This window comes from Polaromonas eurypsychrophila, assembly GCF_014641715.1.
Classification (GTDB): Bacteria; Pseudomonadota; Gammaproteobacteria; order Burkholderiales; family Burkholderiaceae_C; genus Polaromonas; species Polaromonas eurypsychrophila.
Genome location: NZ_BMIG01000006.1, coordinates 60,216 through 84,641 on the forward strand (window position 1 = coordinate 60,216; position 24,426 = coordinate 84,641).

The window sequence follows — 24,426 nt, forward strand, 5'->3', positions numbered from 1 at the left end:
GTTAACGTGCACACGCTGCTTGACTGGCGTGCTAACGCAACAACGCCTGCCGAGCCGCGAATAAGTGCGCAAAAGTCACCACAAAAAACGAACAGCTTGCATATGTGCGTGCTATAAAACCCTAGTTAATCCGTGGTTGTTACTAATTCATACGTACTATGTTCGCCAAACGGTTTTCTCAATTGCTCCTCAGTGGATGCGCCTGCGCCTTGTGGCTTGCCGGCCCTGCGCACGCCCAAGCCGATGCACTGGTCCGCGAATCACTGCTTCTCGTGGAGCAGGGAAAATCCCAGCAAGCGTTTGCCCAACTGGCCGCGGTTGAAACCGAGCGCGCGGGCGACCCGGACTTTGACACCGTCCTGGGCATCGCCGCCAACGAAACCGGTCAGTTCACCCGCGCGGTTTTTGCGCTGGAGCGCGTGCTGACCGTACAACCAGGCAACTCCCGCGCCCGCGCCGAACTCGGTCGCGCGCTGTTTGCCCTGGGCGACAACCAGGCAGCACGCCAAGTGCTCCAGGAAACAAAACGCGACGGCATCCCTCCCGAAGCGGCGCGAAAAATCGATGAATTTCTGCAAGCCATCGACCGCAATGAAGAAGCCGCGCGCTCTTCGATCAAGGCCTACGTGGAAGCCGGTATCGGCAGGGACAGCAACATCAACAGCGGCCCCAGCAATGCCAATGTCGCAGTTCCCTCGCTGGGTGGTTTGGTCCTGACGCTGGACCGCACAGGCGTCAAGCTCAAGGACAGCTTTTACAGCGTGGGCGCCGGGGTCTCCGGCCGGTTTGTCATCGATCCACGCCTGTCCCTGATCGCCAGCGCTTCCGGCAACTACCGCTTCAACAACGACTACAACGACTTCGACACCAACCAGTTCGATCTCAGCGCCGGTGGCAGCTACAAGATCGACAAGGACGAATTCACGGTTGCCGCACAGATTGGCAGCTTCTCGGCCGACAACCGCGGCGTCAGGGATCAGCGCGGGGTGGTGGGTGAATGGACCCACCGTCCCGAGGCGGCCAGTCAGTGGAGCACTTACCTGCAGATGTCCACGCTGCGCTATCCGGGACAGAGCCTGCGGGACGCCGAGCGGTTTGTCCTGGGCACCTCTTACGCCACAGCATTTCGCAGCGGCTTGCTGGCTTTCGGTGGCGGATATGTCGGAACGGAGAACGAACGCGCTGCCAATGTTCCCCATCTCGGGCATCACCTGGCCGGCCTGCGCGCCGGCTTGCAGCAGTCTGTCAATGCGGATGTCGATGTGTTTGCCAACATGGGGTACGAAGAACGACGCTACGGCGGCGCCGACCCGTTCTTTCTGGTGACTCGCCGCGACAAGCAAACCAGTCTCAACCTCGGGCTGACCTGGGTTCCCTTTGTCAACTGGCGTGTCACGCCACAACTCTCACTGCTCAAGACGGATTCCAATATCGCCATTTCGGATTTCAGCAAGCGGGTGTTGTCCGTAACAGTACGCAAGGATTTTTAAGCGCTCCGGTTTCCCCGAAAGACATTCAAGGCTGCTTCATGGAACAACCCTTCAAACTGAAAAATGCGGTCTTGCTGATGGCCCTGGCTGCGGCTTACCCCCTGCAAGCCCATGCGCTGGCGGGAGTTGCCCAGTTCACTGCTGGCGAAGTGAATCTGCGCCAGACCGACGGCCGAACGACCGCACTGGCCAAAGGCGGTGACATCAACAGCGGCAACGCCATCGTCACCGGTACCAACGGCCGCGCCCAGGTCAAGTTCACCGACGGCGGCCTGATCTCCCTGCAGCCGAACACCGAATTCAAGATCGCTAACTATGTTGACCAGAATGACCCCAAGGAAGACCGCTTTCTGGTGGACCTGCTGCGCGGCAGCATGCGCGCCATCACCGGGCTGATCGGCAAACGCAACCGCGACAACTACAAACTCACCACCACCACGGCCACCATCGGCATCCGTGGATCGGGCTTCAAGGTCGGCTACAACGCTGACGGTACCTTGGGCATCACCAGCGAGCTGGACAAAATTGAAGTCTGCAACCAGAGCGGCTGTATTGGCCTGGTGGCAGGCGAGTCAGTCAGGGTGATCAACAGCACAACGCCGCCGGTGCGTACCAGCGAGCAGGCCAAGGTGGAAACGCCCAGCGCCCAGAAAGATGCCAATGTGGCTGGCGACAAGGCTGATGATGCCGGGAAATCGCGGGTGATTACTGCCGTAGCGCCAGCGCCAGCGCCAGCTCCGGCTCCGGCTCCGGCTCCGGCTCCAGCTCCAGCTCCAGCTCCGGCGCCAGTGCCCTCTCCGGCGCCATCGCCCGCTCCGGCGTCGGCACCTGCACCTGCACCTGCACCTGCACCGCCAGTTTCACGCACCTTCACAAACATCAAGGTCGTGGGGTTCGGGACCGCCAGTGGCTCGGACTTCCCGTTCTCGACCACCGACAACCCGACGACGGTTTTCAGCGACAACAAGCTGCTGAGCGCCCAGGATCCGACGTTCAACAATCCCAAATGGTCAGAAACAGGTACACCGCAAGCTGAAGCGAATTTCAAATCGGTCGGAAATGTCTCTGATCCCAATTTCATTGGCTGGGGTACCTGGACCACCGGCAAGTACGAATACACCGGCACCACCCTGCTGGATCAGGTGCACTACATTGCGGGTCGCCCCACCCCGCAAACACAGATCACCAGCCTGATGCTCGGTGGAGGCACTGCGACCTACCTGTTGGTGGGAGGTACCGCGCCAACACGCAACGGAGTCGCCGGCACGCTCAACAGCGCAACCCTGACGGTGAACTTCACGTCGACAGCGTACACGGTCAATTCGTCAATCAACACATCGTTTGGCGTCATTGCCAACACCGCCAGCGGCAACAAACCGTCATTTACCGGTACCGGGTATTTGAAAGGCGTGTTCGTTGGTGCGACCGGCAGCCTGATTGGCCTGACTTACGCCAAATACATTACCAGCGGCTACGTGGCCGGCGCAGCGGTGTTCCAGAAATAGCGGGGACTAGTATTGCAACCCGAAAATATCGAAACATGAAAGCGCGTCTTCGCACCCATGGCGGCGTTGCAACCCTTGCGAAGGCGCCCAGCCTTCGCTGCGGCTTGCGCCTTGCCCTGGGCACGAATCCATCACTTTCATCTTGTTCCGATACTTCCAGGTTGCAGCACTAGTAGGCGGCGAGCGCTGCTGAAATGGCCGCTTCGCCATGCAGCAGCTCGGCCTGTCGCATTCCGGCGCGTCCCATGGCGTCCCGGAGACCGGCGTTGTCGGCGAGTGCCTGCAGCGCATCCCAGGCCTCTTCCTGCGAGGCGACGAGAAATCCCGTCTCTCCGGGAACAATCACTTCTACATAACCACCCAGATTGCCCGCAACCACAGGCAATCCCGAGCCCATGGCTTCGGCAACCACGCGTCCGTACGCCTCGACGGTCGTGCCGGTACGGTAAAAAAAGATATCCAGCGTCTGGTAAAAATCCCCAACCTCTTCGGCACCGGCGGGCAGCAACTCCACTCCTTCCACATCTTGCAGCGCCGCCGCCAGGCAAGTCCCGCCCATGATGCGAACACGCCAACCCGTGGCCGCGAGCATGCGGTAAAGATCGGGGTCCAGCGGGTGGTGTTTGTCCGGCGCATCGCGGCTGACTCGCCCCACGGTCAAAGGTCCTCCCGCCGGACGCGCCCTGGAACCCGCCGCCTGCAGAAACGGCTGAATATCCATCGGGCTGTAAACAACCCGGCCCGGCAGGCCCGCAGTGAGCCGCAAGGCCTGCGAAACAAAGACCAGTTCAGGATCAATGGACGTGGTTTCGCGCAACACCTCGATCAAGGCAAACAAGCGCTCCCAATTGGCCAGGTTACATTGCAAAATGACGCGTTCAAACCGTGCGTATTTGAGCCAGAGGGCCGGCGGAATATGGGCCCCGCCCCAGATCAACACACCATGGCGGGGAAACTTCCCGGCAAAGGGTTGAACTGCCATCACTCCCTGTTTCGCATACCCGCTGTGCGGTGGAACCACCGACCAGAGCTGGACCGGCCGTGAGCGCGCCAGCAGTCCGGCGAGCGCCAACAGTTCATGCTCAGCACCGGCATACGGGTCGTCAAAGTAGCCGACCAGATGAAAGGTGGCAGATGACTGGAGGGCGGCGCTGGGGTTCATGAGTGGGGGTCAACAATGCATCGGCAAACGAGCGGGCGATCTGCACTCATGAGAGTCTGTCACATAATCAATCATGACCTCCCCAGAGCCCTGCGCCGCTCCCATTGCCGACGCTGCGCCAGATGAACCCGGGGAATTCAGCGCCCTGATGGCCAGCGGCGTCGCGGCGCATGGGGCCGGTGATCGCGTGAAGGCCTTGGTCGCGTTTGAATCGGCACGGACGCTGGCACCGGACAATGCCCACGCGGTTTCGGCCTGCGCAACCCTGCTGTTCGAGTTGTCCCGCCCCAGCGCCGCCTTCAAGCTCTTGCTTGGCGTCGAAAAGCTGCTGCTGGCTGATCCCGACGGCGCCACCAATCTCGCGATTGCGGCATCGGCCTGCGGGCAATGGCCATTGGCGCGAGCTTACTTCGAACACGCCCTGACCCTCGACGCAGACCATGCACCGGCGCTGACGCAGCTGGGGCTGATGGCCGCGCGCGAGGGCCGATGGGCGGATGCCATCGGTCATGCAACAGGCTGCCTTTCGCTGGCGCCGGCGAACCAGGATGCCTGGATCTACCTGGCAGACTTCCTGATGGGTGCCCAGCGCCACACCGACGCGCTGGCCCACCTTCACAAGGCCTTGCACCACTTCCCAGAGCACCCACAGATTGCCATGCGTCGCGCAGTCGCACTGGCGCTTGCCGCCGACTTCGAAGCGGCTGACCAGGCCCTGGCCGCGCTGAACCCCGAAGCCACGACCGTACTGCAGCATTTTCTGCATGGCGGCACGGCAGCGCAGTCCGCCCATGCGCCCGCAATTGAGCCGGACGCGCGTGTGCTTTTCAGTCGGCAAGCCTTCGACGCCATGGAAGAATGTGACTGGCGCGATCAAGAGCGTCTGACCGCAGCGCTGCGCGAGCAGATCGCCACGGAGCGCTTTCCCGGCCAGGGGCGGGACTTGCGCCTGGCCCTGCTTTTTGGCCTGGCCCTGCCTCTGAGCGAAGACGAAATGACGCAGGCCGTCCAAGCTACCTGGACAGCATTGGCAAGGCCCCTTGAAAAACCGCAACCGCCCTTCTCCGGAAAACGCAGCTTGAGGCGCGACGAGCATATCCACATCGGCATCAGCGCCCACAGCCTGCGTGATCTGACTGCCACGGCAGCGCTGACCGCCCAGCTGGCATGTCACGATCACGCGCGTTTTGTGTTTCATGTGTACTCTCCAACGCCGCAGCCACAGGAGGTGCTCGCAGAACCGCTTTTACCTCACCAGGTTGTCGAGATCGCGCACTTCACCGATGAAGAAGCGGTGCGGCGCATCCGGCTCGACCCGCTGGACCTGTGGATGGATCTGGGCTTCGGCACGCCCTCGTGGCGCCCCGGTATTGCCCAGCGGCGCGTCGCTCCAGTGCAGCTTCAGCAGCTGTCCTGGCAGCGCCGCCTGCCGCGCGGCCCTTATGACTACAACCTGTCCGACACTTTTATCCACCCGGACGCAGAAGACTTCGTTGGGCAGTGCGCCGCGCAGGTGCGGCTTCCCCACACCTGCTGGCTGGCGGCATACGGGCAAACGCCCGCCGCGCCGGCGTTGACACGCAAGGATGCCGGGCTGCCCGCCGGTGCGCTGGTGTTATGCGCATTGGTGCCGCCCCTGCGGATTGACCCCCAGACTTTCAAGACCTGGATGGCATTGCTGCTTGCCCTGCCGGACGCCGTGTTGTGGCTGCCTGCCTACACGCCTGCGGCGCAGGCCAACCTGGCGCGCGTGGCACAAGGCGCAGGCGTCGCTGCCCGGCAGCTGGTGTTTGCCGGCGGCGCCACAGGCTGCGACACGCTCGCACTGATGCCGCTGGGGGACCTGTTTCTCGATCCGCTGCGATTCAACGCCAACCAGAGCCTGACTGACGCGCTGCAGATGGGGCTGCCCGCAATCAGCTGCGCGGGCAACAGCATGGCTTCGCGGCTGGGAGGAAGTATTCTCCGAGCGGCGGGCTTGCCGCAATGTGTGGTGCAGGACCATGCGTCCTACAGCGCCACCGTGGTGGCACTGGGACGCGACCGCAGCCAGCTCGCCGACCTGCGCCGGCGCCTGCAGGAGGCAAAGGCGACCGCCCCGTTGTTTGACCTGCAGGCACGCGTCAAGGAGCTGGAAGCCGCCTGGACTTTCATGGCCGGCCGCGCGCGCGCCGGCCGGCCGCCAGAGGCTTTTGACGTGCCCGGGTCCCGGCGCTAGTTGCTACCATTTCGATAGCTGGTTGCGCTCATTCCTAATGGGCCGGAGGCATATTTCGATGATAACTGCATCAGATCTCTGTCTTTCCGGCACAGTCAGTCAGCGCTCACGAGCTCCTTGATCTGCTGCAAGGCGGCCGGATCATCCATCGTCGTAAGGTCGCCGGGGTCACGCCCTTCGCAGACCGCCTGGATCGCCCGCCGCAGCATTTTTCCGCTGCGGGTTTTTGGCAGCACCGATACAAATCGCACACGTGAGGGCCGGGCCAGCGCTCCCAGGTCACCGTCCACACGTTTCATGATCTCGCCTTCGAGCTTGAGCGCGGCTGCGGCATCAAGCAGCACGCTGCTGTCTTTGGGTACCACAAAGGCCATCGCCACCTGCCCTTTGAGGCTGTCGGCCACGCCGACCACCGCCACCTCGGCCACACCGGCATGGCCGGAAATGCTCTCCTCGATTTCGCGCGTACCGAGCCGGTGGCCAGCCACGTTGATCACGTCGTCGGTGCGGCCCAAAATGAAGTAATAACCATTCTCGTCGCGTATGCCCCAGTCGAAGGTGCTGTAAACCATTTTTCCTGGCACGCTTTTCCAGTAGGTGTTGACGAAGCGCGTATCGTCTTTCCAGATGGTTTGCATGAAACCTGGCGGCGTCGGGCCTTCGAGCACCACCACGCCCTTCTCGTTGGGTTGCGTCAGCTCTTCACCGGTCGATTCATGCAGCAGCTTGACGCGGTAGCCGTACATCGGGATGCCGGGGCTGCCAAATTTGCTGGGCGTTTTTTCCACGCCGTTGGCCACCGTGAGCAACGGCCAGCCAGTCTCGGTCTGCCAGTAGTTGTCGATGATGGGCACCCGCAGGCCTTCGCTGATCCAGCGCGCGGTCGGTTCGTCCAGTGGCTCGCCGGCCAGGAACAAGGCGCGCAGGCTGGACAGGTCGTATTTTTTAAGCAGGGCCGGGTCCTGCTTCTTCAGCACCCGCACCGCCGTCGGCGCGCTGAACATCGCCGTGACCTTGTACTTTTCGACCAACCGCCACCAGATGCCGCCATCGGGCTGCTGGTCCAGGCCCTGGGTCGGCAGGCCTTCGTACATCAGTGTGGCCATGCCGGCAATCAGCGGTCCGTAAATGATGTAGCTGTGGCCCACCACCCAGCCGATGTCGCTGGTCGAAAAATAAGTCTCACCGGCGCGGCCGTCGAAGATGTGTTTCATGCTGGCTGCCAGCGCCACCGCGTAACCGCCGGTGTCGCGCTGCACACCTTTGGGTTTGCCGGTGGTGCCGCTGGTGTAGATGGTGTAACTGATGTCTGTGGAGTCGAGCCACGCGCAGGGCACCTGCGCATCAATGTGCCTGACGCGCAAGTCGCTCCACAGCTGGTCGCGCCCAGCGACGATGTTCATGGGCGCCAACCCGCGATCCGTCAGCAGCACCGCCTCGGGCTTGTGATGGGACAGGCGGATGGCTTCATCAAGCAGCGGCTTGTAGGGCACGATCTTGCCGCCGCGCGAACCGGCATCGGCGCTGACGATGACTTTGGGCGTCGCGTCGTCAATGCGCGATGCCAGCGAGCCACTGGCGAAGCCACCGAACACCACGCAGTGAATCGCACCCAGCCGCGCGCAAGCCAGCATCGCAAACGCCGCCTCAGCCACCATGGGCATGTAGATCAACACGCGGTCGCCTTTTTGCACACCCAGCGCCTGCAGGCTGGCTGCCATGCACTGCACCTCGCGGTGCAGTTCGGCGAAGCTATAGGTTTTTTCTACACCGGTTTCGGTCGAGACGTAGATCAGCGCGGCCTGGTCGGGACGGTCTTTCAGGTGCCGATCCACCGCGTTGTGGCAAAGGTTGGTTTTGCCGCCCTCGAACCAGTGCACGAACGGCGGCTTGTCATGGTTGCAGACACGCGTGAAGGGCTGCTGCCAGTCGATCAATTGAGCCTGCTCGGTCCAGAAGTCATCGGGCTCATCCATCGAGCGGCGGTAAAAGTCGGCGTAGCTGGTCATGGGTCTGTCTCCGTGATTGTTTTTGCAGCAATTCAAATTTTGACAACGATGCGGCCGCGCACCTTGCCCGCCATCAAGTCCGATGCTTTTTCTGCTGCCTGCCCCAAGGGCACTTCCTCGACGATGGCTTCGAGCTTGGCCGGGTCCAGGTCGATGGCGAGCCGGTCCCAGGCGGCTTGCCTGCGCGCCAGCGGAGCCATCACACTGTCGATACCGGCCAGCGTCACACCGCGCAAGATGAAAGGCATCACGGTCGCCGGAAAGTCCGCACCCTGCGCCAGCCCGCAGGACGCCACCACGCCGCCGTATCGCGTTTGCGCGCATGCATTGGCCAGGGTGTGCGAGCCAACGGCATCAACCACTGCCGCCCAGCGCTCCTTTTGCAGCGGTTTGCCGGCGGCAGCAAGCTCATCGCGGGCTATCACGGATGCGGCCCCCAGTTGTTTCAACCAGGCTTCTTCACCGGCCTTGCCCGTCGCTGCCACGACGCTGTAACCCAGCTTGCCCAGCAGGGCAACGGCAATGCTGCCAACACCGCCAGTGGCGCCTGTCACAAGCACCTCACCGTTGCCCGGCTGCAGGCCGTGTTTCTCCAGCGCCAATACACACAACATGGCGGTGTAGCCCGCTGTGCCAATCGCCATGGCCTGGCGCGTGCTGAAAGCCTTGGGCAACTTCACCAACCAGTCGCCCTGCAGCCGCGCGCGTTCAGCCATCAGGCCCCAGCGCGTCTCGCCCAGGCCCCAGCCGTTGTGGATGAATTTGTCGCCGGCTTGCCATCCCGAGTGGGTGGACTCCAGCACCGTGCCGGCACCGTCGATGCCCGCCACCATGGGCCAGTTGCGAACCACCGGGCCTTTGTTGGTAATTGCCAGGCCGTCCTTGTAGTTGAGCGTTGAATACTCGACCCGCGCCAACACGTCGCCAGCGGGCAGTTGAGCTTCGTCGATATCAACAACAGCCGCCGAAAAGCCGGCTTCGGACTTGTCAAGTTGCAGGGCTTTGAACACGTTTATCTCCGGATTATTTTGAAACTGAATTCATAATTATTGATAACACACTTGCGCAGGGCTGACAGCCGTCCTGTACCAAGTTCAGCCGTACTTGTTGTGATTGCATATTCTGGTCATTGTTCTGAACGCTTGGCAGGGCCAGCCGGTTCCAGTCCGCTTGATCGAAAGGTCAGGGTTTGCGATGCAAGGCAAGGCAAGGCAAAAGCAATGCGCTAATATGTAAATATAAGCTTCTAATGATATTTTGTGAAACAGAGTCGGGTCGCTACTGTCTGGCGTGAATGTTCGAACGAAAGAGCTAATGCCAAAAACCCATTCTGGTGATGACACTGCCGAAAAGCAGGGTGGCCCTGACGACGTCACGGAATTTGGGCGGCAGGAAACAGTGCTCAAGACGGGGGCGCTGCACAGCGCGATTTTCAACAGCGCCAATTTCTCAAGTATCGCCACCGACGCGAAGGGTGTCATCCAGATTTTCAACGTCGGCGCCGAGCGGATGCTGGGCTACACAGCCGCCGAAGTGATGAACCAGATCACGCCGGCCGACATCTCCGATCCGAAAGAATTAATCGCGCGGGCAGCGGCGTTGAGTCTCGAGCTAGGCACCCCGATTACGCCGGGCTCCGAGGCATTGGTGTTCAAGGCCTCGCGCGGGATCGAGGACATCTACGAGCTGACCTATACCGCCTCTGCTACGAAATCCGCAAGCACGCGCGCCTGCACGACCTGCCAATCATCCTCTGCACGTCCACCTACACCTCTGTCGATCACGAGAAACTGGTGCGCGACGTGGGCGCGGACAAATACCTCATGAGACCCGTTCCCCTTGAAACCATCGTCGCTGCAGTGCACGAGGTCAACGCCATGCCTCATGCCGCGCCGCAACCCAAGGCAATGCAGGAAGCCGAGGTGCTCAAGGAATACAGCGAGCGGCTGGTGTCCAAGCTGGAGGAGAAAAACACGGAACTCCAGGCGAAAATCGAGGCGTTGACCGCAGAAATCGCCAACCGCAAACGTGCGGAGGATAGGTACCATGCCCTCTTCGATTTCGCGCCGGATGCAGTCGTGATGATCGACCAGCAGGGCATCATCTCGCTCCTCAACCGCCAGGCGGAGGCTATGTTTGGCTACCAGCGGGATGAGCTGCTCGGCCAGCCGGTCGAGGTACTTATGCCCAAGGCCTTTCGTCGAGCGCATGTGGACTTGCGCCAAGGCTTCCTGGGAAATGCCATGCCTCGGGCGATGGGCGTGGGCCGCGCGGATTTTCTCGGTTTGCGCAAGGACGGGACGGCCTTTCCGGTGGACATCAGCCTGAGCCCGATGGAGTCGGAGGGGGGCATCGTAGTGGCTGCGGCAGTGCGCGACATCACCGAACGCCTGCAGTCCGAGGCCGCCTTGCGCGAGCGCGAGGCCCGGCTGCGCGCCATTATCGACAATGAGCCGGAATGCGTAAAATTGGTCGACAAGAACGGCCTGAGCCTGGAAATGAACCCCGCAGGCCTGCGAATGATCGAGGCAGACTCGTTCCTGCAGGTGCAAAACGAGGGAATCAACAGCGCCATCGTTGAGGAGCACCGGCCGGCGTTCAGCGCCTTGTTGCGAAAAACCTTGCAAGGCGAATCCGGCACCCTTGAGTTGGACATCATCGGGTTGAAGGGCACCCGGCGCACAATCGACACACATGCCGTTCCGCTGCGCGACGAACGCGGCGAAGTCACCGCCCTGCTGGGTATCACGCGGGACATCACCGAGCAGAAGCGGGCGGAGGCGCTGTTGAACGGTAAGAGGCGGGCCTTGGAAATGATCGCCGCCGGCGCGCCGTTGGGGGAATCGCTGACCGCGGTGGTGCGTCTCATCGAGGCGCAAGCGCCTGGCATGCTCGGTTCGATTCTGCTGCTCGACGAGGACGGCGTTCACCTCCGTGTCGGCGCGGCGCCCAGTCTCCCGCCAGAGTATGTGGCGGCGATTGACGGTGTGTCCATCGGGCCGTCGGCCGGTTCCTGCGGCACGGCGGCCTATAGCAAGGAGACGGTGATGGTGGAAGACATCGCCACCGATCCGCGCTGGGCCGAAGATAAGGCGGTGGCGCTGTAGCACGGGCTGCGTGCCTGCTGGTCCGCGCCCATATTTGACGCGCAACGGCGGGTGTTCGGTACGTTCGCTATGTATTTCCGTCAGCCCGCGCTTGCTCAACCGGGCCATCAACGGCTCATTGACATCGCCGCGCACACCGCCGCCATCGCCATCGGCCGCCACCGCACAGAAACCGCCCTGCGCGAGAGTGCGGAACGTCTGCGGTTCGCGATGCAGGCTTCCAACGTCGGACTCTGGGACTGGGATCCGCGGACGAACCAAGTCATCTATTCGCGCGAATGGAAAATCCAGCTCGGTTACGAGGAGACCGAGCTCAGCAACGAGTTCAGCGAATGGGAGCGCCTCGTCCACCCCGACGACCTGGCCGCCGCCCAGCAGCGCATTCAGAGTTATATGGCCCGACCGCAGGGAGCGTATGAGGCGGAGTTTAGGATGCGCCACAAGGATGGCACACTGCGCTGGATCTACGCTCGAGGGCAATTCTTTCGCGACGCGAGCGGAAGGGCCATACGCATGATTGGTTGCCACATAGACCTCACCGAGCGCAAGCAAGCCCAAGAAGAAATTTTGCGCCTAAATGAGGAACTTGAAGAGCGAGTGCAGCAACGCACGGCGCAGCTTCAGTTTGCTAACCAGCAGTTGGAGGCTTTTTCCTACTCCGTGTCACACGACCTGCGCTCGCCGCTGAGCAGCATTGACGGATACAGCGGCCTGCTTGGCAAGGAGATCGGTGGTGCGGCCACTGAGCGCAGCAATCACTACCTGACCCGCATCCGCGCCGGGGTCGTGCAGATGGGCGAGCTGATCGACGCCCTGTTGTCCCTGGCCCATGTCTCGCATACCAGCCTGCGCTGGGAGAACGTCGATCTGAGCACCATGGCCGAAACGGTACTGAACGCTTACCGGGAGCGCGAGCCAGACCGGGTTGTACAGTTGGCTATTCAGCCGGGGCTGATCGTTCTCGGTGACCCACGCCTGCTGCGGCAGGTTCTTGACAATCTGCTGGGCAATGCCTGGAAGTTCAGCGGGCAGCAGCCGCAAACCCATATTGATTTCGGCCGCGAGAGCGGCCCGGATGGCGAGGCCATGTATGTTGTGCGGGACAAGGGTGCGGGGTTTGACATGGCCTATTCGGAGAAGCTTTTTAGTGCTTTCCAGCGGCTGCATACGGCGTTGGAATTTGCCGGAACCGGCATTGGCCTGGCCACGGTGCATCGAATCATCACGCGCCACGGCGGCAGGATCTGGGCCGAGTCCGCCCCGGGCCAAGGCGCGACGTTCTATTTCACGCTGGGCTGCGCGCTCGCCTAGAACTGAACCTCGACAACATCAACCGTCCCACACGGGCTCGGCGAATTCCTTCTGGGCTGACCAAAGACGAAGTGGCCGGGCTGTTGGCCGTTCTGGAATGAGAGGCCGCCTAGCTCTTGATTAGCTCCTATTTTGATAGCTGACTATTCCCGTCCGCCAGGGGCGAAATCAACATTTCTCCAAACGCTTTGGCTCAGACCCTATTTCACCAGCCCCAGCACTTCCCTGAAAGCCGGATGCTCCGCCGTGCGTATCCACTCAAAGGCCACCATCTCGGTGGTGACCCAGACCTCAAGCTCTTATTCGCGCAGATCGAGCGCGATCTGCATCAGGCAGACATGCGCCTCACAGCCAGCGATGAGACGGTGCTGTCGCCCTCATCCTCTTTGCCGTAGCCTTTCGCAGGTGCTTGAGCAGGCCGCGGGCCTTACCTCTTTGAATCGACTTGCGTAGCGAAGCCGGACGGCGAGGCCATCGACCACGGCGCTGAAATGCATTTTGCTCAGCGTTCGGCTCGGCCGCTTGTCGGCCGACTCAAGCCCTCGCCGCAGTCACCCTGGCCAGCAGTTTCTTGAGTGCAGCATGGTCTACCGGCTTTACCAGGTGAAAGTCGACCCCGGCTTCCAGCGATCGGCGTTTGTCCTCTTCCTGGCCCCACCCGGTCAGGGCGATCACCACCATGCTCTTGCCCCACGCCTGCTGTCGGATGCGGCGGCACACCTCGTAGCCGTTCAGCTTCGGCATCCCGATATCCAGTAGTATCGCGTCCGGCCTGAAAGTCGCTGCCACTTCCAACGCTTCAAGGCCGTCGTGCGCCGTCTGCGTCTCGTTACCCTCAAGCCTCAGCAACATCGCCAAGCTTTCCGCGGAGTCCAGGTTGTCGTCCGCGACCAGAATGCGCAGGCGTGCAGCAGGGCGAACAGGGTTGGCCTCGTCGGCAAGCGTGTCCCCGACGAGGGACAAAGCTACCGGCAGGCGCACAACGAACTCGCTGCCCCTACCGGGGCCGTCGCTGCGAACCTCGACCAACCCCCCGTGCATCTGAACCAGCCGCTGCGCGATAGAAAGGCCAATTCCCAACCCACCCTGCGACCGTTCCAGGTTGCCATCAACCTGCGTGAACATCTCAAAGACACGTGAGAGCATATGCGTCGGGATGCCGATTCCGTTGTCCGTGACCGACACGACGGCTTCGGCGCCTTTCAGCTGCACAGCCAATCGCACTCGACCTCCGCGCTCTGTGAACTTGGCGGCATTGTTCAACAGGTTCGAGAAAACTTGAGTCAGCCGGGTCAGGTCAGCGTCCACGTAAATCGCCTCGGGTGGCACTTCAATGACTAACTCGTGCTCGGCATTTTCGATGGACGGCCGGCTGGCCTCGATGGCCCGCTCAATCGCTCTGGCCAGCTCGATGCGCTCCTTGCGAAGATCGATCTTGCCCCGGCTGATGCGGCTTAAATCCAAAAGGTCATCGATCAGATGCACCATCTGGCCAAGCTGGCGTTCCATCATCAGGCGGACCATCTCGGATTTTTCGGGGTCGCCACGTGCCAGCCGCATGATCTGCAAGCCGTTGCGAATCGGAGCGAGCGGGTTCCGGAGTTCGTGGGCCAGCGTGGCAAGGAACTCGTCCTTGCGCTGGTCTTGCTCTCGAAGACGGGCGACCAGTCGCTCTCTCTCCTCCTCGCCCCGCTTCTGGTCGGTGATGTCTGCCACGGTACCGTCAAAACTCGTCACACGCCTCGTCGGACCGGTCCCCTCAAAACTTGACCGCCCTTTAGCGAAAATCCAGCGCAGCGATCCGTCCGGGTGGATGATCCGATATTCGATGGCGTAGGGGGCTGGGTCTTCCAGCCGCGTAGCCGCTGCCACCGCCTCAAGCACTGCGGGCTGGTCGTCGGAGTGAATAACTGCGACCGCCTGCAGGTAGTCCGTCCACTCCTCAGTCGTGCCGAAGATGGCGCGGAACCGGGCGTCGGTCTGGGTGATACGGGTCTCAGTGTCCACATGCCAGGTGCCGAGTTCGGCGGCTTCCAGAGCCAACCGCCGCCGCTCCTCGCTTGCCCGCAGCAGGTTTTGGGCCTTATTGCGTTCGGTGAGGTCACGGGTCACGGTAGCGTACCCGCTGACGTTTCCGCTCGCGTCCCGAAGTCTCAGGAACGACCACGAAACCGGAATCAACTGGCCAGTTTGCAAGTGCTGGAACCAAGTGTCCACGACCACATGGTCCACACCATCGGAGTCGGCAATCAAGCCGGTGACGCGGCCGTGCTCGCTTTCGGGGAAGCAGTCAAGCATGCTGATGCTGCTGACCTTACCGGGGCTGAGTCCGATCAGCTCCTCGCCAGCCCGGTTCAGGTAGATGCCCCGCTGGTCAAGTCCGGCCACGCCGATGAAGTCGGAGCTGGCGTCCACCAAGGCGGCGAACTGCTGCCGCTCCTGCTCGACGCGCCTGCGTTCGGTGACATCCCGAAAGTACACCGACAATCCGTCCGGGGCGGGGTAGGCGGTGACCTCGTACCAGCAGTCGAAGTTCGGGTAGTAAGCCGTAAACGACTCGCTCACCTGCCCGGTCACGACACGGCGGTACACGCGCTCGAACTCGCTCCCGGCCGTGCCAGGGTACTCGTCCCACAAGCACTTGCCGATCAGATCGCCGGGAGCGCGGTCCATGAATCGCTCGCCCGCCGCATTCATATAGGTGATGCGCCAGTCGCGATCGAGGGCGAAGAAGCCGTCGGTGATGCTGTTCAAAATTGTCCGACTACGGTTTTCGCTCACCATCAACGCGTCTTCACTCGCCTTGCGGTCGCTGATGTCGTTGAACAAAATGGCGACCTTATAACTTCCGTTGCCGCCTATTCGAAATGCGTAAACATCGAACCACCGGTCATCGAGCGCCTTCGCCTCGTTCACAAACCGGATGGCCTCTCCGGTAACGGCCACCCGCCCGTAAATCTCAAACCAGTGGGCATCGTGATCCGGGGCAAGCTCCCGCATCCGCTTGCCTTGCGCGTTCTGAAGTCCGGTGTGCTTTTCAAAGGCGGGGTTGATTTCCAGAAACCGGTAGTCGGCAGGCTGGCCGTCGGCGTCAAAGATCATCTCGATCAAGCAATAGCCTTCATCCATTGACTCGAACAACGTACGATACTTTTGTTCGCTGGCCTTCAAAGACTCTTGGGCTTGTTTGCGGGCGGTCACATCCCCAGCCATGCCGAACCACTCCACCAGGCTGCCGTTGCTGTCCATCAACGGGATGGCCCGTGAGAACGTCCAGCCCAGCGTGCCGTCGATCCGCAAGACCCGGTGCTCCAGCTCAAAGACTCCCCTGGTCCGGACGGCTTCGCGTATGGTCGCTATCACGAGCTGCTGGTCGTCGGGATGAATGTACTTCTCCAGCCAGGAGCGGTTCGGCTCGGGGGTATCGGCGACGAACTCGCGGCCCTGGAGGTAACGCATTTCGGTCCAGTCCGCGTTCATGCGATACACGACATCCGAACTGGCACTGACCAAGGCCCGGAATTGTTCCTCGCTGGCCTGGATCGCCGCGCTGCTCTCGCGGCGTATTCGGGCCATTTTGAGGTGAGCCACCACCCGAGCTAACAGCTCTTTGGCGCTGAATGGCTTCACCAGATAGTCGTCGGCCCCTTCGTGCATGCCCTCGATCCGGCTTTCCTCTCCGGAACGGGCAGACAGCATGATGACCGGCACGTCGCTCGTGCGAGGGTCGGCGCGCAGCCCGTGCAACAGTCCGAAGCCGTCGAGCCGGGGCATCATCACGTCGGTCAGGACCAGGTCCGGCGTCCGCTGTAGCGCCGCCGCCAGCGCTGCCTCCCCGTCCGGCACGGCCTCGGTGCGGTAATACTCGCCGAGCAGACGGACGATGTACTGCCGCATGTCGGCGTTGTCGTCGGCCACCAGCACAAGAGGTCGGTCGTCGTCCCCCGGCTCGTCCCGAATCGGCGTCGACTCAACGCCGACGGCCAATCGCTGATCAGCGTCGGGAAGCCAGCGCAAAGCTTCCTCGACGAATGGACTCGCCTCAGTGCTGGGCAACGCGGCGGTGCGACTGCTGCCGACCTGATCACGGGGCAGATGCTGCGAGCCTAGCGGAACCCTGACGGTGAACGTCGTCCCGCGTCCGACCTCGCTTGTCGCGCTGATCGAGCCGCCATGCAGTTTGACCAGTTCCTGCACAAGGGCCAGCCCGATGCCGCTACCCTCGTGCGTGCGTCCGCGTGCGTTTTCGACCCGGTAGAACCGATCAAAAAGCAGCGGGATTTCCTCGGCGGGGATGCCCGTACCGGTGTCGCGTACGCGCAGTTCCATGGCAAAGTCGGCGCGCCGCATCGAGACAGTGATTTCCCCCTCGAGGGTGAATTTGAAGGCGTTGGACAGCAGGTTCAGAACGATCTTTTCCCACATCGGCCGGTCCACGAACACCGGCTCGCCGAGCGGCGGGCAATCGACGCGCAAGTCCAGCCCGGCCTTCTCGCAGGCCGAGCGGAAGTTGCTGGCGAGATCGGCGGTGAAGTCGGCAAGGGCTGTCGGCTCATACGCCGCGCGGACCCGACCGGCCTCAATCCGTGAAAAATCCAGCAAGCTGTTGACGAGGCGCTGCAGGCGCAGCCCATTGCGGTAAACGACTTCCAATCGCTCTCGTTGCAACGGCGGCAATTGCTCGTTTGAACTGGCCAGGGCATCTTCAACCGGCCCGAGCATCAAGGTCAGTGGCGTGCGGAACTCGTGGCTGACATTGGAAAAGAAAGCGGTCTTGGCCCGGTCCAGTTCGGCCAGCGCTTTGGCACGCCTGCGCTCGTCGTCATACGCACGGGCATTTGTGACGGCGGTGGTCACGCTGGAAGCCAGCAGGTCGTAGAAGCCGCGGTATGCCTCGTTCATAGGCAGGCGAGAGCTGACACCGGCAATGAAGATGGCGGCGGGGCGGTCGGCTCCTGTCGGGATGATCGGCAGCGCCAGTGCCGCGTTCGGTGGTTCGGGATAGGGGCCCGCCGGACCGATCCGCTGCTTGACGTCGTCTACCTGCACCGCCGACCCTGAACGAACAACTTCTTCCATGGGCCAGAGAGTTCGTTCCTTCTCTCCAAAACACACCGTGCTCAAGCTGGCGACCGTATCCGCCTGGAGGCCGGTCGCATCGATCAGCCGGGCTTGATCGCCATTGGGCTCCAGCGCGTAGAGCATGGTGAAAGGCAGGTCTAGGTCGTACTGGGCGAGGGTCTGAGCGGAGAGAGAGAGCGCTTCGCTGACGGACTTCGCTTTGCTGGTCTGAAAGGCAAGGTCACGCAGCGCCCGTGTCCGCCGCTCGCTGAGCATCTGGGTCGTCATCTCGATGACGGGGTGGAACAGGCCGCCGACCTGTCCGGCCTCGTCGCGGATGGGGCTGAATGAAAACGTGAAGAAGCACTCCTCCACATAGCCGTGCCGTTCGAGAAAAATTTGCTGGACTTCAAGAAAGGCCTTGTCGCCGGCCAAGGCCGAGTCGTGCGCCTCGCCGATGACCGGCCAGGCTTCCCTCCAGCACTCGGAGAAATTCTGTCCCATCGACCGCGGATGTTTGCCACCGCAAATAGCCCGATAGGCGTCGTTATAGAGCTGGACGAGGCCCGGTCCCCAAATGACGCAGATAGGCAGGTCCGAGGCCAGGCAGATGCTCACGGTCGTGCGCAGACTCTGCGGCCACCCGGCAACCGGCCCCAGCAGGGTCTTTGACCAGTCCATAGCCCGGATCAAGCTGCCCATCTCTCCGCCCCCGGTCAGGAAGGCGAGCGGGTCCAAAACGGAGGATAACTTGTCACCAGGAAAATTCATGCGCGCCTTCGTCAGCTTGGGCTGGTGCGAATGGTAGTGGACACCGGACTTTGATATGTCCCGCAAAACCGAAAGTTAACACGGCATGCGGTCGGATATCACCCGGCTTGCACTTTTTAAGTATCGCCCTGCTTAATCAACCCCAATACCTCCCTGAACGCCGGATGCTCTGCTGTGCGCAGCCATTCAAACGCGACCATCTCGGTCGTCACCAGCTCCGCGCCCGCACCGGCCAGCCGGTCAAAAGCGGCGTCGCGGTTGCGTTCGGTGCGTGAACTGCAGGCGTCGGTGACAACCCAGACATCGAACTCTTCTTCCAGCAGGCCCAACGCGGTTTGCATCAGGCAGACATGGGCCTCACAGCCGGCGATGACGATGGTGGCCCTGCCCTCGCCTTCTTCTTCGACCGGCTTTTGCAGATGTTTGGGCAGACTGCGGGCGTTGCCACGGGGCGGGCCAGCCGGGGCCTTGCGCACCGGCGGGCGCAGCCACTCGCCCAGGCCGTCGGCCACGCCATTGAAATGCATCTTCGACAGGATCTTTCCGCCGACTGCCTCAATGGCCGTTTGCACCGCAGCCACGTTGGGTCCGAGGCCGTCAGGGTTTTGCGCGGTGCCCCAGACCGGCACTTGCATCACCTGGGCGATGCGCGCCAGGCGCACGGCGTTGGCAACAATCAGTTCGTTCTCAAAAATGGCGGGCATCAGGCGGGCCTGGTAGTCCACCAGCACCAGTTGGGAGTCATCGGCATCGAGCAACATGGAAATCCTGAAAAAAATGAAGGGGTGAAGGGCTCGACAGGCTCAGTCCGATGGTATGCCTCAGCCCGAACGGGTTTGCAGGCGCTCGACCAGGCTGATCAGGTAGGCCTCGAACAACATCATGGCATCTTGCCCGAACATACGGATGCGGCCGGTGTGCTGCAGCAACAGCAGGCCCACGCCATGGGCAAACAGCGCGGTGTTTTCGCGCAAGGCGGCTTCGGCGCCCAGGCCCATGGCCTGCAGTGCGGCTTCGCAGGGTTTCAGCGCCTCATGCAGGCGGTCATTGAGCTGCTCATTGAGCTCGGCGGTCAGGCCGCGCGGGCGCACGCCCTGCACCAGGTAAAAGCCAAGGTCCAGGTCACGCGGGTTGGCTGCATAAAAACCGAACCATGCATTGGCCTTGGCCTCCAGCAGGTCGCCCGCCGACATGACACCATCTCCGGCGGCGTCCACCGCGGCATTGAGACGCTCCAGCGACTCGGCCAGCAGTGCACCGTAAATCGCTTCCTTGTTGTCAAAGTAGGAGTAGATCGCACCTGGCGTATAGCCCGCCTGTTTGGCGATTTCGCGAATGCTGGCGCCTTCAATGCCCAGTCGATCAAACACCGATCGCGCAGCATCAAGCATGAGCGCACGACGCGAATCGTTCATGGCCTGTTGGCGTTGTTGTTTGGCTTGCATCACTCGAATATATCCGCAAAAGCGTCAGAGCAAACTCAAAATTAAACACTTGGCGATTAAATTGAACAGCGTTTAAAATAATTAAACCGCACCACTGGAGTCCCCATGAACGCCTCTGCTCCCACCACTTTGATGTCCGGCAAAGAGTTCCGAGAGTCGCTGCGCCGCTACAAACCGCGCGTGTTCTTGGACGGCCGGCAAGTGGGCAGCGTGGTCGACGAGCGCGGCTTTGGTCCCGGCATCAATGCCATCGCGCTGACCTATGACTACGCCCTGAAGGCGAAGTACGCGCCCATCATGACAGCGGTGCAGCACACCAGTGGCAAGCTGGTGAACCGATTGAGCCACATCAACACCAGCAGCGGCGACCTGCTGAACAAACTTGAAGCCGTGCGCCTGGTCTGCCAGGAAACCGGTTGCGCCCAGCGCTACCTGACACACGACGCACTGAACGCGATTGGCCAGGTGTCCAGCCGCATTGACGATGCGCGCGGTACAACGGAAAACACCGCACGTTTTCTCAATTACCTGCACCGCGTGCAGGACCAGGACCTGACCCTGGGCGTGGCCATGACCGATGCCAAAGGTGACCGCAGCAAACGCCCGCACGAGCAGGCCAATGTTGACAGCTACCTGCATGTCGTGGAGCGCAGCTCAAAAGGTATCGTCATCTCGGGCACGAAGGCCATCGTGACCGGCGCGCCGTATGTGCATGAGTTGCTGGTCATGCCTTGCCGCAACATGGGCAAGGAAGACGCCGACTTTGCGGTCTGCTGTGCGGTGCCGGTGGACGCACCCGGCGTTACCATCGTTGCCCGCCCGGCTGGCCGGCCCGGTGAGAAGGTCGAACACGGCGCGGCGCTGTTCAGCCGCAAGTACGGCCAGAGCACCGGCGTGGTGATGTTCGACAAGGTGTTTGTGCCCTGGGACCAGGTGTTTTACGCCGGTGAATGGGAACACTCCGGCCACCTGACCTACAGCTACGCCACGCACCACCGCCACAGCTGCATAGGCGCACGCGCCGGATTTGGCGACCTGCTTATAGGCGCCGGTGCGCTGATGTGCGAGGCCAATGGGTTTGATCCTGGTAAAGAGACCCACTTGCGGGAGCAGATGGTCGAACTCATCACCATCACGGAGAGTTTTTACGCCTGCGGGGTGGCCGCCAGCGTTTATGGCAAGCCCGATGAACACAGCAAGACCTTCATGCCCGACCCGGTGTTTTCCAACATCGGCAAGCTGTTGCTAGCCACCAAAATTTATGACATGCATCGGATTGCGCACTACGTCAGCGGCGGCCTCATCGTCACCCTGCCCGGCCCCGACGAAGACCACAACCCGGAAACCGGCGCCAAACTGTCCGAGGTGCTACGCGCTAACCCCGATGTGCCCTATGAGCAGCGTATCGAAACCGCGCGTTTCATCGAAGACCTGACGGCCGGCTACCAGGGCGGCTGGTACAGCGTGATCAGCCTGCACGGCGGCGGCTCGCCGGCGGCCATGAAGCAGGAGATTTACCGCAACTACCCGGTGGGCTCGAAGGTGGAACTGGTGGAACGCATCCTGGAGCGTGGCATAAACGCTGACGGCAGTGGCGAGGGCGTCCCGTACGACCCGGACCGCGCGATCACCAAAAACAGGCAACCCGGCAAATGCTGCGACACCGGTTGCACCACGCCGGGCCAGCCGGTCATGGTCGACCTGCCGACGGTGCAGGCCACACTGCCGTCGCGGCGCAAGCCAAAATAACGTATCGCCCAATACGCTATATTTTTGATAGCTACCTGCGCCCACCTGTTGGGGGCTGGAGGCCTTTTTGAGCACTAACATTGAGGCCGGACCGGCAACTCCGCAAATTTGAGTAGCCGTGTCGCGAGCAGCGTTTCGGCAAAAAAACACAGCAGCGCCAGCAGAAAAAACACCACACCGGCCAGAAAACACACGGTGGCGGTGCGCAGGATGTTCAGCTCGCTGGTCTCGCCCAGAAACAGCAAGATGATGGTGGTGCCAATCAGCATGGCGCAAAAAGTCAGCAGCGCGATGCAACTGTTGACCAGCCAGCCGCGTTGCCTGAGCTCCTTCAATTCGGCATACATCCGGATGGCCCTAGCGGACTCTACCCCACCGCTTTCTAGCCGGTTTTCCAGAAAACGCGCGCGGTCAATGATTCGGGCCAACCGTCCCGCCACGGCGGCGATCATTCCGGAGACGGCGGTCAGCAGAAACACCGGCGCCACGGCCAACTGGATGCCGTGGGTCACGGTGGACAGGTCGGGCGCAAAATTCATACAGGCTCCGCATCAAAAGAATCCGTGCATTCTGTCATGTGCCCTCAAAACTAGGGGTGTCGTCTGACACGCTGGCCGGGACCGGTCCGGCACACTCCTGTCGTGCCCGCGCTATTTTTAAGGGCGAGAACGGCTTCACGGCGTGGGTCTGACCTGGTCAGCCAGCCTTGAGGCGGTGATACGATTTAGCTTCCCGCCCCCAGTGGGCCGTGACTTCAACATTTTTGACCACCATGTTTTTGTACCGAACAGCCCGTTCTTCAAACAGCCGCTGTGACTCACCACGCTTGAACCTCGGCGGGGTGGCATGACAGCTCGCGATCTTCAACCAGCCCACGCCGCGCCACCGGCGCGCACCCACCAGGAGCTGCTCGCGGAAGAGGCCGCCCGTTATGCGCTGCTGCGTCGCGTTGCCCCCGCACTGCGCCATCACCTGGCAGGAATGCTTCAGCCCATCGGTATGGTGGCGGCCATCATGGAGAGGCGCTTGCAGGCAGCGCAACCTGATCTCACGGTGATACGCGACAGCAGCAAGTCCATCAGCACCCTGACGCGCTCGGCCGCAGGCGCCAGCATGGGCCTGCTGACCTGGCTGGACCCCAAAGAAAACAGCAATGGCCCACTTCACGTCAGCGTGGAAGAATGCGTCGGCATGCTGACGACCGAACTGGCTTTTCGCGGTTTCAATGTGTCCAACACCGTCGCGAGCTCCGACATGGCGACCTCGGTTTTCGCGCTGCGCAGCGTCTTCACTGCCGCCCTGATTGCCCTGACCGACGCCGCGCTGACCCCCGCCAGCATCGTGATCAGCAGCCAGGTGGTCGACGGCAAGATTGGCGTGGTGATCAGCGTTAGCAGCGAGCCCGGTGCGCTTGCCGCCGAAGACCCGCCGTCATACCGGAAACTTGGCTGGGACGATGTGCAGGCCTTGGCCACTGCCGAGCAGGTCGGCCTGAGCCATGGGCCGGGCCGCGCGGAAATGCACTTTGCCGCTGCGGAGAATGCCGACGTCATCGTATAAGCGGGACGCACTGCCGTTCCTTCAATGCTACTGATTTGATAGCTTTAGACCCTTTTCAGACGGGGGCTGGAGGGCTTTTTTGATCTACAATCGGGGGGTGTGCAGCCGAGCCGCGCGCCCGGCCTGCCCTCCCCACCCATGAACAAGAGCGGAATCCTCCTTCATATTGCCGGCCTGTGGCTGCTCTCCACGCTCGACGCGTCCGGCAAGTGGCTGGTGCTGGCCGGTGTGCCGGTACTGATGGTGTCCTGGATGCGCTATGCGGTGCACACCGCGCTGATGACCGTCGTGGTCCTGCCCCAGCGCGGCAAGGCAATTTTCAAAACCCGGTCGCTGCAGCGCCAACTGGTGCGCGGATTTTTGATGATCGCCACCACGGTGCTGTTTTTCTCGGTGCTGGCGCGCCTGCCGCTGGCCGAGGCCACCGCCATCAACTTCATGGCGCCCTTGTTTGTGATGGCGATAGCGCCCTGGCTGCTCAAGGAGGCGCACCGCCTGCACCGCTGGCTGGGCGTGCTGGTCGGTTTTGCCGGCATGCTGGTGGTAGTGCGGCCCGGCGCGCAGCTCGACCCGGTCGGTGTGGCGCTGGGCTTGCTGACCGCTTTCACGTTTGCCCTGTTCCAGATCGCCACGCGCCGCGTGGCGCATGACGACCCGCTGACCACCAACTACTACGGCGGCCTGTTTGGCACGGCCGCGCTGTCGGTGGCGCTGCCCTGGTTCTGGGTCACGCCCGAGTTGTCCGTCGGGGAATGGGTGCTGCTGGTCTCCACTGGTGTCACCGGCTTCTTCGGCCACTGGCTGCAGGCGGCGGCTTTCAGCAAAAGCCCTGCGACCCTGCTGGCGCCCTTCAGCTATATGCAGATCATCAGCGCCGCGATTCTGGGCTGGCTGGTGTTTGGCCAGATGCCAGGCCAAACCACGGCGCTTGGCATCGCGCTGATCTGCCTGGCCGGGCTCGGGGTGGCATTGACCGAGGCGCGTTTGGCCTGGGTGCGTACGCGGGCCCTGCGCGAGCGCCTCTGATCGCGCACTGGC

14 protein-coding genes and 3 pseudogenes are annotated in these 24,426 nt (G+C 62.0%); 9 read left to right on the top strand and 8 right to left on the bottom strand.

The genetic code is table 11. The annotated features are described in order from the left end of the window. The first annotated feature begins 158 nt into the window (after positions 1-158). The gene (locus IEX16_RS09895; RefSeq protein WP_188708324.1) at positions 159-1,490 is read left to right on the top strand and encodes a surface lipoprotein assembly modifier; all 1,332 of its coding nucleotides are present in this window, start codon (positions 159-161) and stop codon (positions 1,488-1,490) included. A 77-nt stretch (positions 1,491-1,567) separates the two neighbouring features. Then, positions 1,568-1,975, top strand: a pseudogene (locus IEX16_RS20355) (FecR family protein); the annotation flags it as partial. A gap of 1,189 nt (positions 1,976-3,164) precedes the next feature. On the opposite strand, the gene IEX16_RS09905 reads toward IEX16_RS20355, so the two are convergent. Then, positions 3,165-4,157: a glycosyltransferase family 4 protein gene (locus IEX16_RS09905; protein ID WP_188708326.1), complete on the bottom strand. Its 993-nt coding sequence runs from the start codon at positions 4,155-4,157 to the stop codon at positions 3,165-3,167. Positions 4,158-4,230: 73 nt separating this feature from the next. Between IEX16_RS09905 and IEX16_RS09910 the strand changes: the two genes are divergently transcribed. Further along, positions 4,231-6,375 (top strand): tetratricopeptide repeat protein, encoded by a 2,145-nt coding sequence (locus IEX16_RS09910; protein WP_188708327.1) that lies wholly within the window; start codon positions 4,231-4,233, stop codon positions 6,373-6,375. Between the two features lie 95 nt (positions 6,376-6,470). Here IEX16_RS09910 and IEX16_RS09915 read toward each other — a convergent pair whose 3' ends face one another. Both IEX16_RS09915 and acuI read right to left on the bottom strand, forming a co-directional pair. Next, complete coding sequence (locus IEX16_RS09915) at positions 6,471-8,384, bottom strand: propionate--CoA ligase (RefSeq protein ID WP_188708328.1); 1,914 nt, start codon at positions 8,382-8,384, stop codon at positions 6,471-6,473. 32 nt (positions 8,385-8,416) lie between these two features. Then, positions 8,417-9,394, bottom strand: a complete 978-nt coding sequence (gene acuI, locus IEX16_RS09920; RefSeq protein WP_188708329.1) for an acrylyl-CoA reductase (NADPH) — start codon at positions 9,392-9,394, stop codon at positions 8,417-8,419. A 304-nt stretch (positions 9,395-9,698) separates the two neighbouring features. On the opposite strand from acuI, the pseudogene IEX16_RS09925 reads away from it, so the two are divergent. The 3 genes and pseudogenes from IEX16_RS09925 to IEX16_RS09935 form a co-directional block, all read left to right on the top strand. Continuing rightward, positions 9,699-10,079 (top strand): annotated as a pseudogene (locus IEX16_RS09925) (PAS domain S-box protein); the annotation flags it as partial. Positions 10,080-10,207: 128 nt separating this feature from the next. Then, positions 10,208-11,491, top strand: a complete 1,284-nt coding sequence (locus IEX16_RS09930; RefSeq protein WP_188708330.1) for a PAS domain S-box protein — start codon at positions 10,208-10,210, stop codon at positions 11,489-11,491. 69 nt (positions 11,492-11,560) lie between these two features. After that, positions 11,561-12,802, top strand: a complete 1,242-nt coding sequence (locus IEX16_RS09935; RefSeq protein WP_188708331.1) for a sensor histidine kinase — start codon at positions 11,561-11,563, stop codon at positions 12,800-12,802. 200 nt (positions 12,803-13,002) lie between these two features. Here IEX16_RS09935 and IEX16_RS20360 read toward each other — a convergent pair. The 4 genes and pseudogenes from IEX16_RS20360 to IEX16_RS09950 form a co-directional block, all read right to left on the bottom strand. After that, positions 13,003-13,314 (bottom strand): annotated as a pseudogene (locus tag IEX16_RS20360) (isochorismatase family protein); the annotation flags it as partial. Between the two features lie 22 nt (positions 13,315-13,336). Beyond that, a complete protein-coding gene (locus IEX16_RS09940; protein WP_188708332.1) occupies positions 13,337-18,634 on the bottom strand; it encodes an ATP-binding protein in 5,298 nt (1,765 codons plus the stop codon). A 116-nt stretch (positions 18,635-18,750) separates the two neighbouring features. Further along, positions 18,751-19,395: an isochorismatase family protein gene (locus IEX16_RS09945; RefSeq protein WP_188708333.1), complete on the bottom strand. Its 645-nt coding sequence runs from the start codon at positions 19,393-19,395 to the stop codon at positions 18,751-18,753. A gap of 60 nt (positions 19,396-19,455) precedes the next feature. Then, a complete protein-coding gene (locus IEX16_RS09950; protein ID WP_229676279.1) occupies positions 19,456-20,049 on the bottom strand; it encodes a TetR/AcrR family transcriptional regulator in 594 nt (197 codons plus the stop codon). Between the two features lie 135 nt (positions 20,050-20,184). Here IEX16_RS09950 and IEX16_RS09955 point away from each other — a divergent pair, with 135 nt between their 5' ends. Further along, positions 20,185-21,828, top strand: a complete 1,644-nt coding sequence (locus IEX16_RS09955) for a 4-hydroxyphenylacetate 3-hydroxylase family protein (RefSeq protein WP_188708335.1) — start codon at positions 20,185-20,187, stop codon at positions 21,826-21,828. Between the two features lie 74 nt (positions 21,829-21,902). On the opposite strand, the gene IEX16_RS09960 is transcribed toward IEX16_RS09955, so the two are convergent. Continuing rightward, entirely contained in the window at positions 21,903-22,367 is a 465-nt protein-coding gene (locus tag IEX16_RS09960) for a DUF2721 domain-containing protein (RefSeq protein WP_188708336.1), read from the bottom strand. Between the two features lie 307 nt (positions 22,368-22,674). Here IEX16_RS09960 and IEX16_RS09965 point away from each other — a divergent pair, with 307 nt between their 5' ends. Beyond that, the gene (locus IEX16_RS09965; protein ID WP_188708337.1) at positions 22,675-23,388 is read left to right on the top strand and encodes a hypothetical protein; all 714 of its coding nucleotides are present in this window, start codon (positions 22,675-22,677) and stop codon (positions 23,386-23,388) included. A 138-nt stretch (positions 23,389-23,526) separates the two neighbouring features. Beyond that, complete coding sequence (locus IEX16_RS09970; RefSeq protein ID WP_188708338.1) at positions 23,527-24,414, top strand: DMT family transporter; 888 nt, start codon at positions 23,527-23,529, stop codon at positions 24,412-24,414. The last annotated feature ends 12 nt before the right edge of the window (positions 24,415-24,426 follow it).

Coding starts and splice junctions, on each gene's coding strand:
- IEX16_RS09955 (WP_188708335.1), top strand. CDS start 20,185: ATGAACGCCTCTGCTCCCACCACTTTGATGTCCGGCAAAGAGTTCCGA.
- IEX16_RS09945 (WP_188708333.1), bottom strand. CDS start 19,395: ATGTTGCTCGATGCCGATGACTCCCAACTGGTGCTGGTGGACTACCAG.
- IEX16_RS09930 (WP_188708330.1), top strand. CDS start 10,208: ATGAGACCCGTTCCCCTTGAAACCATCGTCGCTGCAGTGCACGAGGTC.
- IEX16_RS09960 (WP_188708336.1), bottom strand. CDS start 22,367: ATGAATTTTGCGCCCGACCTGTCCACCGTGACCCACGGCATCCAGTTG.
- IEX16_RS09970 (WP_188708338.1), top strand. CDS start 23,527: ATGAACAAGAGCGGAATCCTCCTTCATATTGCCGGCCTGTGGCTGCTC.
- IEX16_RS09915 (WP_188708328.1), bottom strand. CDS start 8,384: ATGACCAGCTACGCCGACTTTTACCGCCGCTCGATGGATGAGCCCGAT.
- IEX16_RS09895 (WP_188708324.1), top strand. CDS start 159: ATGTTCGCCAAACGGTTTTCTCAATTGCTCCTCAGTGGATGCGCCTGC.
- IEX16_RS09940 (WP_188708332.1), bottom strand. CDS start 18,634: ATGAATTTTCCTGGTGACAAGTTATCCTCCGTTTTGGACCCGCTCGCC.
- IEX16_RS09910 (WP_188708327.1), top strand. CDS start 4,231: ATGACCTCCCCAGAGCCCTGCGCCGCTCCCATTGCCGACGCTGCGCCA.
- IEX16_RS09905 (WP_188708326.1), bottom strand. CDS start 4,157: ATGAACCCCAGCGCCGCCCTCCAGTCATCTGCCACCTTTCATCTGGTC.
- IEX16_RS09935 (WP_188708331.1), top strand. CDS start 11,561: ATGTATTTCCGTCAGCCCGCGCTTGCTCAACCGGGCCATCAACGGCTC.
- IEX16_RS09965 (WP_188708337.1), top strand. CDS start 22,675: ATGACAGCTCGCGATCTTCAACCAGCCCACGCCGCGCCACCGGCGCGC.
- IEX16_RS09950 (WP_229676279.1), bottom strand. CDS start 20,049: ATGAACGATTCGCGTCGTGCGCTCATGCTTGATGCTGCGCGATCGGTG.